This is a genomic window from Mesorhizobium sp. P2_F8 (assembly GCF_056403655.1).
Genome location: NZ_JBFUFB010000006.1, coordinates 270,845 through 284,017 on the forward strand (window position 1 = coordinate 270,845; position 13,173 = coordinate 284,017).

13 protein-coding genes, 1 tRNA gene and 1 pseudogene are annotated in these 13,173 nt (G+C 60.5%); 4 read left to right on the plus strand and 11 right to left on the minus strand.

The genetic code is table 11. The features are described 5' to 3' along the window. Nucleotides 1–11 precede the first annotated feature (11 nt). From AC1DZP_RS16850 to AC1DZP_RS16860, 3 genes are read left to right on the plus strand one after another with little or no spacing between them, the layout of a single operon-like run. Nucleotides 12–731 (plus strand): heme-copper oxidase subunit III family protein, encoded by a 720-nt coding sequence (locus AC1DZP_RS16850; protein WP_184873772.1) that lies wholly within the window; start codon nucleotides 12–14, stop codon nucleotides 729–731. Nucleotides 732–740: 9 nt separating this feature from the next. Further along, a complete protein-coding gene (locus tag AC1DZP_RS16855; RefSeq protein ID WP_477227394.1) occupies nucleotides 741–1,142 on the plus strand; it encodes a cytochrome C oxidase subunit IV family protein in 402 nt (133 codons plus the stop codon). A gap of 42 nt (nucleotides 1,143–1,184) precedes the next feature. Continuing rightward, complete coding sequence (locus AC1DZP_RS16860; RefSeq protein ID WP_457155256.1) at nucleotides 1,185–1,658, plus strand: aminoacyl-tRNA deacylase; 474 nt, start codon at nucleotides 1,185–1,187, stop codon at nucleotides 1,656–1,658. 56 nt (nucleotides 1,659–1,714) lie between these two features. Here the strand turns inward: AC1DZP_RS16860 and AC1DZP_RS16865 are convergent, their stop codons facing one another. The 6 genes from AC1DZP_RS16865 to tig form a co-directional block, all read right to left on the minus strand. After that, nucleotides 1,715–2,527 carry a DUF2189 domain-containing protein gene (locus AC1DZP_RS16865; RefSeq protein ID WP_457155255.1) on the minus strand — a complete coding sequence of 271 codons (813 nt, stop codon included), beginning with the start codon at nucleotides 2,525–2,527 and terminating at the stop codon, nucleotides 1,715–1,717. 222 nt (nucleotides 2,528–2,749) lie between these two features. Further along, nucleotides 2,750–2,980: a GDCCVxC domain-containing (seleno)protein gene (locus tag AC1DZP_RS16870; protein WP_477303899.1), complete on the minus strand. Its 231-nt coding sequence runs from the start codon at nucleotides 2,978–2,980 to the stop codon at nucleotides 2,750–2,752. Nucleotides 2,981–3,274: 294 nt separating this feature from the next. Beyond that, a complete protein-coding gene (locus tag AC1DZP_RS16875) occupies nucleotides 3,275–4,252 on the minus strand; it encodes a heme o synthase (protein WP_457154088.1) in 978 nt (325 codons plus the stop codon). 33 nt (nucleotides 4,253–4,285) lie between these two features. Next, complete coding sequence (locus AC1DZP_RS16880; RefSeq protein ID WP_184873768.1) at nucleotides 4,286–4,666, minus strand: c-type cytochrome; 381 nt, start codon at nucleotides 4,664–4,666, stop codon at nucleotides 4,286–4,288. Nucleotides 4,667–4,859: 193 nt separating this feature from the next. Further along, nucleotides 4,860–5,384 carry a hypothetical protein gene (locus tag AC1DZP_RS16885; RefSeq protein WP_457154086.1) on the minus strand — a complete coding sequence of 175 codons (525 nt, stop codon included), beginning with the start codon at nucleotides 5,382–5,384 and terminating at the stop codon, nucleotides 4,860–4,862. A 161-nt stretch (nucleotides 5,385–5,545) separates the two neighbouring features. Continuing rightward, entirely contained in the window at nucleotides 5,546–7,021 is a 1,476-nt protein-coding gene (gene tig, locus AC1DZP_RS16890) for a trigger factor (protein WP_457154085.1), read from the minus strand. 375 nt (nucleotides 7,022–7,396) lie between these two features. Between tig and AC1DZP_RS16895 the strand changes: the two genes are divergently transcribed. Beyond that, nucleotides 7,397–7,479 (plus strand) — tRNA-Leu (locus tag AC1DZP_RS16895). 255 nt (nucleotides 7,480–7,734) lie between these two features. Here AC1DZP_RS16895 and AC1DZP_RS16900 read toward each other — a convergent pair. The 5 genes and pseudogenes from AC1DZP_RS16900 to AC1DZP_RS16920 all read right to left on the minus strand — a co-directional run bounded on the left by AC1DZP_RS16900 (nucleotide 7,735) and on the right by AC1DZP_RS16920 (nucleotide 13,057). Continuing rightward, on the minus strand, nucleotides 7,735–9,255 hold the full coding sequence (locus tag AC1DZP_RS16900; protein ID WP_477304195.1) for a hypothetical protein: 1,521 nt from the start codon (nucleotides 9,253–9,255) through the stop codon (nucleotides 7,735–7,737). Nucleotides 9,256–9,294: 39 nt separating this feature from the next. Continuing rightward, nucleotides 9,295–9,384 (minus strand): annotated as a pseudogene (locus AC1DZP_RS16905) (SEC-C metal-binding domain-containing protein); the annotation flags it as partial. Between the two features lie 457 nt (nucleotides 9,385–9,841). Then, a complete protein-coding gene (locus tag AC1DZP_RS16910) occupies nucleotides 9,842–11,290 on the minus strand; it encodes an aromatic amino acid lyase (RefSeq protein WP_477303901.1) in 1,449 nt (482 codons plus the stop codon). Nucleotides 11,291–11,357: 67 nt separating this feature from the next. Beyond that, nucleotides 11,358–11,942 (minus strand): GDYXXLXY domain-containing protein, encoded by a 585-nt coding sequence (locus tag AC1DZP_RS16915; protein WP_477227402.1) that lies wholly within the window; start codon nucleotides 11,940–11,942, stop codon nucleotides 11,358–11,360. Continuing rightward, a complete protein-coding gene (locus tag AC1DZP_RS16920) occupies nucleotides 11,939–13,057 on the minus strand; it encodes a DUF2157 domain-containing protein (protein ID WP_477303903.1) in 1,119 nt (372 codons plus the stop codon). Before AC1DZP_RS16920 ends, AC1DZP_RS16915 begins: the two co-directional genes overlap by 4 nt. Nucleotides 13,058–13,173 lie beyond the last annotated feature (116 nt).

Sequence of the window (13,173 nt, forward strand, 5' to 3'; positions counted from 1 at the left end):
GGATCAAGCGGATGGCAGAGACACTGACGCAGATCGGCAAGACGGAGCCGCGGCCCTCAGGCTGGCAAGGCATTGCCGCCGACTGGTCCTCGGATCAGCGTGCGTTCAAGAACGTGTCCTGGGGCAAGGCCATGATGTGGATCTTCCTGCTCAGCGACACCTTCATCTTCGGCTGCTTCCTGCTCTCCTACATGACCGCGCGTATGTCGACACGCGTGCCGTGGCCCAATCCGAGCGAAGTCTTTGCGCTTCGCATCGGCGGCTCGGATATCCCGCTTATCCTGATTGCCATCATGACCTTCGTGCTGATCTCAAGCAGCGGAACGATGGCCATGGCTGTCAATTTCGGCTATCGCCGCGACCGCCGCAAGACGGCAATCCTCATGCTTCTGACCGCGGCACTCGGCGCGACCTTTGTCGGCATGCAGGCCTTCGAATGGACCAAGCTGATCACTGAAGGGGTGCGGCCCTGGGGCAATCCCTGGGGCGCGGCACAATTCGGTTCGTCTTTCTTCATGATCACCGGTTTCCACGGCACTCATGTGACGATTGGGGTGATCTTCCTGATCATCGTGGCGCGAAAGGTCTGGCGCGGCGATTTCGACACCGGACGGCGCGGCTTCTTCACCAGCCGCACGGGCCGCTACGAGAACGTCGAGATCATGGGGCTGTACTGGCACTTCGTCGACCTGGTCTGGGTGTTCATCTTCGCATTCTTCTATCTTTGGTGAGAGGCAGACATGGCAGAAGCAACCGCAAACGGCCTCGGACAACACGCGCTGCATGCTGGTCATGCACATGAGGCGCCGGCGGCCGTCGCCCACGCCGACGAGCATCAGGAACATCCGATCAAGCTCTATCTGGTGGTCTGGGCATGGCTGTTCATCCTCAGCACCTGCTCCTACCTGGTCGATTATTTCGGCCTGCAGGGCTATCTCAGATGGTCGCTGATCCTGATTTTCATGATCCTCAAGGCAGGGCTGATCGTGGCCGTCTTCATGCACATGGCCTGGGAGCGGCTGGCGCTGGCCTACGCGATCATCCTGCCGCCGATACTGGTGCTGGTGTTCACGACAATGATGGTCTTCGAAGCCGACTACACCCTTTTCACCAGGCTGGCGTTTTTCGGATCCGGGCACTGACGCGCAAACCCGTGCGTCGCGAACTCCGGCAAGGAGGCCAAGATGACGATCGCAACCAGGCTGAAAGACTTCATCGACGGCAAGGGTATTTCCTACGACACCGTCGCTCATCATCGCACGTCAACAAGCCGGCAGTCGGCCATAGCCGCGCATGTGCCCGGTAGCATCATGGCAAAATCCGTGGTCGTTCACCACGAGCTTGGCTACACGCTGGCCGTGGTCCCAAGCACCCACAGGATCGAACTTGGCAGGTTGCAAGACGTCATGGACAAACGTCTCGGACTCGCCTCTGAAGACGAGGTGATTTCGCTCTTCGGTGATTGCGACACCGGAGCCATCCCGCCGATCGGCGCAGCCTATGATGTCCCGGTGATTGTCGATGAAAGCCTTGGCGATGCTGCCGATATCTACTTCGAAGGCGGCGACCATAGAACGCTGGTGCATGTCAGCGGCAAGGATTTCCGCAGCTTGACCATGGGCGCATACCAGGCCAGCTTCAGCCACCCGGCTTATTGACGGCTTCGATCAAACTGCACCGGCACCCCGGCCGGTGCAGTCCGGCAGAACCTTCCTCAACTCGCCGGTCTGGCGGGCGACTCCACGACCTTGCGGTAGACATGCCAGGTGGCGTGACCGAGGATCGGCAATACGACGGCCAGTCCGGCGAACACCGGCAGCGAGCCGATGATCAGGGCAACGGCGACGATCAGTCCCCAGACAGCCATGGTGATCGGGTTCGCCAGCACCGCACGCACCGAGGTGTGGATGGCTTCGTAGGCGCCGACGTCGCGGTCGAGCAACAATGGGAAGGCGACGACCGTTGTGCACAACACCACCACTGCGAAGACGAAGCCGATGACGTGCCCAAGGATGATCAGCGTCCAGCCGCGGCCGGTGGCAAATATTTCATTGATGAAGCCGGATATCGATTCCGGCGGCGCCGGGCCGAAAAGATATTGGTAGAACATCTGCGCCGTCAAAAGCCAGGCGATGAAGATTGCAAACAGCATGATTCCGACCGCTGCGATGGCCGGCAGCGCCGGAGAATTCCTGACCTCGAAAGCGTGTCTCCAGGAGGTGTCGAGACCGACTTCCCGCCTGCGGCTGATTTCATAGAGGCCGATCGCCGCGAAGGGGCCAATCAGCGCGAAACCGGAGACCAGCGGAAACAACAACGGCAACGCATTGGCGCCCGAAGTCCAGGCGGCGAGCACGACACCCACGAGCGGATAGATCAGGCAGAGAAAAACGATGTGCGATGGTTTGACCATGAAATCGTCGACGCCCCGTTTGAGCGCGTCGAAAAGGTCGGAAACACCGATTTTTCGAATTTTGGTATGTTCCAGCGTTTCGCTGGCGCCTGCGATCACATGAAAGCTTGCCATGACCATTCCCTCCAGACCAGGTCCGGTAAGGTCGCGGTTTAGCGGTGCTGTCGTTCTGCGAGACTGGCCACGCAAAACCGCGACCTGCACCGGAATCAACATACTCTCTTGCCAGGGACTTGTCGCCCTTTGTCAGAAGAGCTCCGGCGGGTAGCGTCTCAGTTTGATGTCGTCGGCCTCCTCGCCGGCGGCGATGCGCATAACGCGGACGACGTTGCCCGATCACATCGGCGGGCGCTTCTGGCTTTTAGTGCGGTTGGCTTGGCTATTCTCCTGAAGCGGCGGGCATGGCAGATCGGCATATGAGCAGAAAACGCAGCAATCACCCGCTAACGGCTTCAAGAGTACGCCGCAGTTTTTGCATTCGTAGAAGTGAACGCAAGCGTCGGTCGGCATCGTTTCCACAGACTGATGGCCGCACTCTGGGCAAGTAAGGGTGCTCTCAAGCTTCATTGCCACTCCCATGCATTGCACGAAGCAGGTCAGGGTCTGATGCGACAAACGCGGCGTCAAATTTCAAACTGAGCCACTACCCTCGAGCGGTCTGACTAGCTCTGTTAGGCCTTTTTCGCTATTCTGATACAGCGCCGCGCGCCCTTTTTGGCCGCGCAAAGGTTGAAGGTCATGGACGGAAGGACGCTTCTCATACTCGGCCTTGGCATAGTGGCCCTGCTGATCCTGGGATTCTGCGCAATACCATCGTGATGTTCGGGCAGGCCCTGGTCTGCAACGTCTTCAATGCAGCAATTACAGTTCGGCCATATCGATCCGGCGGGTTTCCTTTATGCCGTCAACCTCAGCTGACATGAACGCTCGCGTTGCGATGGTGTCGGCAAGCAGTATGGCAAAGATCGCGAAAAGATAAAAAATCGAGAAGGCAAACAGCGCCTTTGCAGGCTTCATCTCCTTGTCGGGAACCACCAGAACCTTCCATGCGTGCCAGATGAACCCCGCGCCCAATGCGGCCGAGGCAATTCCATATAACCCGCTCGCGAATCCGAACGCCCAGGGCAGCACGCCAATTGGCGCCAGCAGCAGTGAATAGGCAAACATCTGTTTTCTGGTCGAGGCCTGACCGGCCACGTTCGGCATCATCGGGATGCCGGCAGCGGCGTAGTCGCCGACCTTGAACAGCGCGAGCGCCCAGAAATGCGGCGGCGTCCACAGAAAGATGATCAGAAACAGGATGACGCTTTCAGCGCTGACGGCGCCGGTTGCAGCCGCCCAGCCAATGACAGGAGGAAGGGCACCCGCCGCGCCGCCGATGACAATGTTCTGCGGCGTCGAGCGCTTCAGCCACATCGTATAGATGACGACGTAGAAGAAGATGGTGAAGGCCAGCAGCGATGCGGCAAGCCAGTCCACCAGCACGCCGAGCGTCATGACCGAAAGCGCGGAGAGCACCAGGCCGAAGCCGAGAGCTTCACCCGGCGTGACGCGGCCCGACGGCACCGGCCGCTTTGATGTGCGCGACATCAGCGCGTCGATGTCCGCGTCGTACCACATGTTAAGGGCCCCGGCCGCTCCTGCTCCAATCGCGATCGCACCGATTGCAATCACCGCGATGACCGGGTTCATCGCGCCAGGCGCCGCCATCAGGCCAACGAAGGCGGTGAATACGGCAAGCGCCATGACCCGCGGCTTCAAAAGCGCGAAGAAATCACCCGCCGTCGCTTCCGAGAGACGGATGCCGGTATCCTTGAGGCGGTTTTCCCTAGTCGACATCTCGGACCGATGGATGCGCGCGAGCGAGCCAGGTCACTTGGAGAACGTTTTCAGATAGGCAATGACGTTGGCCACGTCTGCATCGTTCTTGAGGCCGGGAAACGCCATCTTGGTCCCTTTGACCATGGCCTTGGGATCGTGAAGATAGGTGGTCAGTGTTGGTTCGTCCCATTTGACGCCGGATTTGCCGGCCGCGATCATGGCATCGGAATATTTGAAATCCGGATGCGTGCCGGCGACGCGGCCGATGACGCCATGCAGCGATGGACCGATCTTGTTCTTGTCCTCGTCTGCGACGTGGCAGACCTTGCATTTGGTGAAGACCTTCTCGCCAGCCGCAGCATCCTGAGCCTGCGATGGATTGGCAACGAAGGTTGCAACAGACACGACGGCGAAAAACGCGACCAAACGCATGACTTTTCCTCCCTGATCGTCAAATGTGCCTGAGATAATCTGCACATACCGGGGCCGCCGGCGACGCGCCTTGCACGGCAGAACAGATTATCGGATTCTCCCCCAAATGGAATTACGGCACCTATGTACCACGGATTCTGGCCGGCGGGTAGAAGAGGTCGGCCGCGCAAAGGTTTAGGTCGTCTGCAGCGGCTCAGGGTACATTCGTGTTGCAGCTGCCGGCAACCTGGCTGACGGCTTCATCGAACCCCGCGAGGTTGAAATCGGCCTCCCCTCGCCCCGACAGCAACCCGAACCGCCAGGAAAGCTGGAGTCGGTTTGCGGCGCCGAGCCGTTTGATGCCGTCGGCGCCGTCGCGCATCAGCCTGCGGCCGCGCGGCCCGACCGACCAGCTTTCATCGAACTTGCCGCCCTGGTCGAGCGTGACCGACACGGTGATCTTCCGGCTGGCCGAAACGGTGTCGTTCAGTTGCAGCCATTCGGTCCAGCGCGGTTCGCTGTCTGCCCGGCAACCAATGGTCAGGATCGGGCTGTAGCTCAACGCGCCGCCGCCTGTGATCAGCTTGTTGGTGGCATAGAGCGATGCCGTGACGAGACCGTCCTCGGCCGTGTCGAACCGCCAATTGTCAAGCACCGTATCGGCGCGGGCAATACCGCAGACCGAAACGAGGACCAGCGCGATTGCCGAGGCGTGTCCCACTTCGACGAACAGTCTCAACGCGCGTCTCCGACGACCCAAGCGGCTTGCGATAGAAGATAATCATCAAAGCTTCGTATCACCACTGGCCACCACCCGCGAAGCGTTCCGGCTGTTGCAGTTTAGCAACGAAAAAGGCCGCCTCAGAGGGCGGCCTTCGTCGATTCTACGGAGCGCCGGGCTTATTCGGCGTCCTTGGCGGCCTTCTTCTTCGGCGCGGCCTTCTTCTTGGGCTCTTCCGCGTCGTCGGCCTTCTTGTCGTCAGCCTTCTTGGCGGCGGCCTTCTTCGCCGGCTTCGCCTTGACGGCGGTATCGGCCTCCTCGTCGTCGGCCATCAGTTCTTCCTTGCTGACCTTGACATCGGTGACCGAGATCTGGCCGAGCAGATGGTCGACCACCTTCTCCTCGAACATCGGCGCCCGCAGCGTGTTCAACGCTTCCGGGTTGCTGCGGTAGAACTCGAAGACTTCCTGCTGCTGGTTGGCCGGATAGCGGCGGACCTGCTCGAACAGGCCGCGCTGCAGCTCCTCGTCCGATACCGTGACGCCGGCCTTCTCGCCGATTTCTGCCAGCACCAGGCCAAGACGCACGCGGCGCTCAGCAAGACGCAGATATTCGGCACGTGCCTCTTCTTCCGTCGTCTCTTCGTCGGCGAAGGTGCGGCCGGCCGCTTCCAGGTCGCGATTGACCTGGGCCCAGATGTTGTTGAACTCGGCGTCGACGAGCTTCGACGGCGCCTCGAACGAATAGGACGCGTCGAGCTGGTCGAGCAACTGGCGCTTGACCTTCTGGCGCGTCATGGCGCCGAACTGGTTTTCGATCTGGCCACGCACGACGTCGCGCAGGCGCTCCAGCGATTCCAGGCCAAGGTTCTTGGCGGTCTCGTCGTTGATTTCCAGTTCGCCGGGCTGGGACACTTCCTTGACGGTGACGTCGAAGGTCGCTTCCTTGCCGGCAAGATGCGCCGCCTGGTAGTTCTCCGGGAAGGTTACGGTGATCTGCTTTTCGTCACCGGCCTTGGCGCCGACCAGCTGATCCTCGAAGCCCGGGATGAACTCCTTCGAGCCCAGCACCAGCGGCTGATCGGTGCCGGCGCCGCCATTGAAGGCCTCGCCGTCGATCTTGCCGACATAGTCGATGGTGACGCGGTCGCCATTGGCGGCCTTGCCGGTCTTCGGCTCGTAGCTGCGTGCCGATTCGGCAACGCGCTGGACCTGCTCGTCTATCTCGGTGTCCGGCACGTCGAACACCTGGCGCGTCACCTTGATGTCGGAGAAATCCTTGATCTCGATCGCCGGAATGATCTCGTAGTTGAGGCGGAACTCGAAGTCGGCGCCGCCGGCCAGGATCTTCTCGGCCTCCTTCTCGTCCTCGGTCATGATGACTTCGGGCTGCATGGCAGCTTTTTCGCCACGCCCGGTAATGATCGTGCGGGTCGAATCATTGAGGATTTCGTTGACCACTTCGGCCATGAACGACTTGCCGTAGACCTTGCGCAGGTGCTGCACCGGCACCTTGCCGGGGCGGAAGCCGTTGATGCGGACCTTGTTCCTGGCGTCCGAAAGCCGCGCCATCAGCTTGGCTTCCATGTCACCGGCCGGCACGGTGACCTTGATCTCGCGCTTGAGACCGGAGTTGAGTGTTTCGGTGACCTGCATCGTAAAACCTTTGTTTTCACCAATGAGACTGCCACGGCCTCTGCCGCTCACAGCCTGCCGGTATAATCTTGCCGGGAATGGCTTTTGGTACGGAACCTGGCGATTTGACCGAAAATACGGCTCAAACTCTTCCAAACTGCGTTCCAAAATGTGAATAAGTTCTTGTTTTTCCTACTTCTTATCACATTTTGCAGAAGCGGATCGTCGCGTCCCGTCACATTCGACACGCCTTTTGTCACAGGCGGGGCTATTTTTCAACCATCTTCGCATTTCGGCGAACAACCAACATTTTGGCCCCGACCCGACCTTGTTCCTGACCCCAACACTTGTTCCCGACATTGACAGAATGATGGCTACATGGGATTGCCGGTCCATGCGGGTATGGCGGAACTGGTAGACGCACCAGATTTAGGTTCTGGCGAGCAATCGTGGGGGTTCGAGTCCCTCTACCCGCACCACCGTCCCACCCGGTAGTGGATTTAGGTTCCAGTGCCGAAAGGCGTGGGGGGTCGAGTCCCTTCATCCGCGGGCATCTTGAAGACCGAATTGAAACGGCGAAACATGAGCCATGCCCATCCGCTCGACAGGATCAAGGGAAAGAACCCGGGCCAGAACTGACCGTCCGAGTTGTGCGCATCGGCTTGGCTATCGGTACCGGCTCCATCGTCGCGACCTTGCGGAGCGGCCCTGTCGCAAGGGACATGGGATGCAGACTACGCTGCCTTTCCAGCCTTCGCCGTTTCAGAATTCCGGTCAGCCACCGTAACGATCCGCCTTGTCATCTCCCGTGCAACCCGAACCCGAAGCTCGTCATCCGGCAACTCTTGGTAAGCTTGGAAGTCCGGATGCTTCTCAAGCTGCCGTAGCAGATACGGTCGCTGGTATTTCGCGTGGGTCTCCAACATGCGGTCATAAAAGCGCATCGGATCTGTGATGACCTGGTGAGGCCCAACGGGCTTGCCGAAGATCACATCACCGAGCTTAGCTGCTGCCTTGGCCTCGCGTTCGGAGAGCGGCACTTTGACTATGAACGACTCGTTGGTTTCATCGTCATATACCGCAGCGAGAGCCTCGTTTCCATTGGCTGTCACCTCGGTGATACGTCCCACCGCCTTGGTGCCGTCCTTTCTCGTGTAGTCCAAAGAGTCGCCGATCTTGAAAGTGGTGAAGGGTTGCCCATGCTCGTCAAGTAGTTCGTCAGGCACGCCATCGAAGTTGGTCGGCACCTGTTGCACCTCTTCAAGACGCTCCAGCACCCGGCGAATGTCGCGGTGCTTGTCGTGACGGTCCATAGCTTCTTCCAACTCGACGATGTCCTCTCGGAAATCTTCCATGCGGAAGCCTTGGAACAGCGCGAACATCGCACCGCCAGTCGAGTCGTCATCGGCGAAGTCGCTGTTGTTCGTGACTACCACGTAGGCCGGCTTGGCCGGCTGTTTGTTGACTGTGATATCTTCGGCATGGGCAATCGACTCGCCGATCAAGTCCCCAAGCCGGCGCGCTGATTTCTGATCTAGCGTTGCGCCTATGCCGAGTTCGAACCAGTAGACCGGGTTCACCAATTCCTTGCTCGAGGCTGCATGCAGCTTACCGCGCATCCATTTCCGCAGTTCGGTAATGAACTCCTCGCTTTCTAGATCGAACGGCGCAGTCCACTTCTGCTTTCGCTTCGCCTCGACAGCATATCGCCTCCCGAACTTGAACGTGGCGAAGAACTCTGGCTTGGGCTTGTTCCCCTTCTCATCCTCAACACCGTCGATAGACGCACTCGCCAAGGCGCAAGCCGACGCCACGAGAGCCTCGTAGGCAGCGGCGTCGAAAGTGTTCGGATGCTTGAGCCGAGCGATCAAACTCTTCGACGGCTTGTCGTTATGCTCGATGAGATAAAGCGCGTAGCCCAGGCGGTTCAGGGCCGCAAGATAGCCTCGGTAGGGGAGCGGCTTGCCCGGGCCAACCTCGTTCCTCGCCTGCTGAAAACGACGAAGCCATCGAAACAGCGGCAGGTCAGGTATCGCCTTCATCGCGCTCGCGCCCCATTCGCGACCCAGCACGTCCTTTAAGTAATCGAGCAGGAAGTCGGCAAAGAAACGCCAGCGGTTGGAATACATGACCCGCAAGCCGATAGCGACGAAGCGGGTGTCCTTCAACACGAAGGTGATGAGCGGCTTTCCATAGCCTTGATGCCGTGCTCTCATCATTTCTTCGGCCTCGCGCTTCCGAATGGCTTCGGCCACCTCGGCATCCAAGATCACAGGCCGCGCGGGCTTGAACGCTCCGTGGCAATTTTTGAAGCGTTTGCCGCTATTGCACGGGCACGGAGCGTTTCTTGCAATACCAATGAACTTTGACGACTCACCAGTCATGCGAAAAGTCTAACAGATCGCACCGTAGTCACATCGCATAAGACATTACGGACAAGGAAAAAGTCACGTCAATGCTGGAGTGTGGCCCTAGGTGCATCTGCTACCTAATTCCGGAAGTTGTCGTCTGTTGTTCAGTCTGGCGGACGCTGTGGTTCTTCCGCATCGAACCCGCTAGCAGGAGGACTCGAACCCGATTGGCAAAATCTAATTACATCGGACTCGAACCCGATCGGTATCGACTTAGGGAAACCCAAAAAACCAAACTATATCAATAACATGGGGCGCGTGCCGCAGGCTGAAAGTTGCGAAAAATTGTGGCACATACAGTGGCACAATTTGGGGCACAAAACACCGAAGGTCCGCACCAAACCTTTATAAAAATCAAATGGTTAGCCGATTTTGTGAGCCCTTCATCCGCACCAATTCACCGGCCACGACTCCTTGCCGGCATCGGTGCCTACGCCTCGAACGCTCTACCTGTGAACCATGCGGCCAGGTTCGCCAGTTCAGGCCCCAGCACGCGATCGTCGCCGACAGGCGGCACGATGCCCCTGATGTCATCGACGAACGGCCGCAGCGCCGGCGGCGGCGCGCGTTCGGTGACGTGCAGCGCCTGCGAGGCCATCATCGCCAGCATCGCCATTGCCGCATCGACACAGCGGCCCGCTGTCGCCTCCTTGGTCCATGCGAAGAACGCCGTGGTGGCGACGTCGTCCTGTCCGGCACCGGCTGATTCCGTTCCCGGAATGAAGGTGCGTTGAGCGGCAAGCTTGGCCTGCTCGAGATAGCCGGTGATCGCCATCGGCACATAGCCGACACTGCCGTGGCCATCGCTGTCGGCCCAATGCCGCCCGGTCATCAGAAGATCAGGCAGCAGCGACACCTTGCCGTTCAGAAGCTTGGAGGCATGACGGTCGCAGAGCAAGCAGATATCGGCCCATATCGCCGCCAGGTCGTCCAGCGCCGGCGTTGCCATGGCGTTGTGATAGCCGCCGGTCGAGATGCAGCGGCCGAGCGGATGTGCGTCGTCCGGCGGGATGTAGACCGGATTGTCGGATATCGCGGCCAGCGAGACGGTAGCCGCCCGCTCGGCGGACGACAGAGCGCGATGCGCATGGCCGAGAACGCGCGGCACGATGCGATAACTGACCGGCGCCTGATAATTGCGCCGGCCGTCTCCGGCGCCGACCAGAAATTCCCGCAACCCCTGGAGGGCCGCCGCTTCATGGTCGTCACCCCAGAGCGTATCGAGCGCCGCGTCGTAGTGCTCGAGCGGGGCGCGAAACGCTTCGATCGACAGTGCGAACACCTTGTGCGCCATGCGGATGCGGCGGCGAGCGGCGAGCGCCGCATCGGCCACCAGCGCGGCGGCGCAGGGCGAGCCGTTGATCAGCGAGCCCCGCTCCTTGACCTCGAGGTCGAAGCGCGCCGAAAGCTCGGCAAACAGCGGGTAGAGCGCCAGGATCTCGCCGGCGCCGCCCTGGCCGGAGGCCGGTACCGTTGGCATCGGGCCACCGTCGAGCATCGCGGCGACGGCGAGCGCGATGCGTGGCGTGGTGGCTGCGTTGCCCTCGATGAAGTTGGTCAGGCGGGCAAGCGCGATCGCCCTGACCACCCGATCGGGCAAAGGATCGCCGAACGAGGTGGCGGCGGCGAACGCCTTGATGCGCGCATGGCGATCCCGCTCGTCAAGTTCGAGCTTGCGGCTCGCCAACTCCCCCATGGCGGTGGTTACGCCATAGATGACCGGCGGCGGATCGGATTCGATAAGCCTGAGGAACGAGGCTCGGCATTCGGCGATGCGCTGCAACGCCTTCTCGCCGATCTCCACCGTCTCTTTCTTCCAGGCGACACGAAAAACCGTGTCGAGGTTGATGTCTTCACGCGTCGACAGGGTGATTGGCATGCTTCTTACCGTCCAAGTAGGAGACCGCCGAGGGCGTCCGTCGACCGTCCCGATCGACATCATTGGTTTAGTAGAGGGGTTCCTCGAACAGTATCTTGTCGCCGTCCACCAGCGCCTTGATCTGCGCGGTGCCGTCGCCGGCCAGCGCGAGGCGGATGCCGAACGGGCGCACCCGCATGTCGTTCTGGATCGCCGTCCCCTCGCCTTCCGGCAGATAGAAGCGCTCGATGCCGTAATCCGGGGCGATGGTCATGCCTTCGCTGCGAAGATCCCAGCCCTCGGCGACGTGGCCTGATATGTCGGCCTCGTCGGCAGCGGCCGGCGTCGGCGCCTTGCCGAACCAGGCAGTGGTGGGCTGCCAATAGCCGTCGGCACCCTTCTTCAGGCGGACGACGATCGGCGTGTCGTCACTCGAAAATTTGTCGGCCGGGATGTTGGCGATCATTTTCACCGGTATGCGCGATATCGGATAGCCAAGGATAATGTAGTCGCCGCGCAGAAGATCGCGCGGATCGACGGGTTCGATCTTCAGAAGCACTTCCTTGCCGTTGCGCAGGATCGCCGCCCGGCCGGCGATGATCCAGCTCAAAAATCCGATCTGGACGAGCGCCAGCACCAGCGCCGAGATGATCAGCCTCTTTCCGGTCATCATGCCGTGGCTCCCTTGGCGGCTGGGCCCTTCATGCGTTTTTCGATGCGGATGATGACGAGCGCGAGGATGCCGAGCAGCACTGCGGCGGCCAGGAAGAAGCCGGCCGTATCGAGCATCGATTGCAGCATCACAACATAGATGATGGCGATTTCAAAGGCGAAGCCGGCATAGGCAAGCCAGCGCAATCCGCGGCTTTCTCGCCCCGCCAGCACGATTGCAGCGACGATGCCGGCCAACGCAATCACCGAAGCGATGGCGAATCCGCTGTTGTAGGTGCTTTCATCAGCCAGTTCGAACTGGACCATCGCCAGGCCGGTGAGAAAGCCGAGCAAAGCGTGCAAGGGCAAACGGCCGCCGAGCTGGACGATGCTGTCGACCGGCTCCGGCGCAAAGACTGATGCCGCGAACAGCAGCGCCGAGACGATGACCAGGGGGATCGCCACCTGCAGCGTGGCGTGGTCCATACCAAACAGGACGAGGTAGAACAGCAGCGACAGGATGATCAGGTGCCGCGCCGGCTGGCTGCGGGTCCAGAACGAGACGGCAAACAGCACGATCGCCATGACCACGAAGAGATGCGGAAAATCGCTGCGGCTGTAATAGTCGAAGCCTTTCAGGAACAGCCAGGCATCGGCGATGCCGACCGCAGCGACGGTCAGCGGGTTCGAACGCAGCGCGACCGCCGCCAGTGCCGTGCCCGCGCCCCAGGTGACCAAGGCCGACGCCTCGTCGCCCGAGAGATGATACATCTGGCCGATCAGCGCGATAGAACCGCCGAAGGCCGCCGCGGCCACGATCCACAGCGCCTCGCCGATCGCCGCATGGTCGCGCGTCTTCAACAGCGCGCCGCCGACATAGCCGCCAAGGATGATGGCAAAGAGTGCCGCGACCCGCGCCAGCCTTGGGATCGCATCCCAGTTGGCGGCGACGAAAATCAGGATGGCGGCGCCGAACAGCAAGGCGGCCATCATCGCCAGGATCGAGCCGAAGCTGAGCGATTTGCGCTCGTTTGCCTCGACATCGCGCGTCAGGGAATCGGCGGTCGCGGCGTCGATCAGGCCGGCCTGCCGCCAGCGCGCGATATCCGACCTCAATCGTGACGAATAGCCCGCCATGCCGCTTCTCCCCCAGCTTGGTCTTTTTTTCAGCCGATCCGGTCAAACCGTTGACGCAACGGCATTTTCCGATTCGGGTTTCTTTGTGTCAGGTCCGTGAACGCGCGTTAATGCTG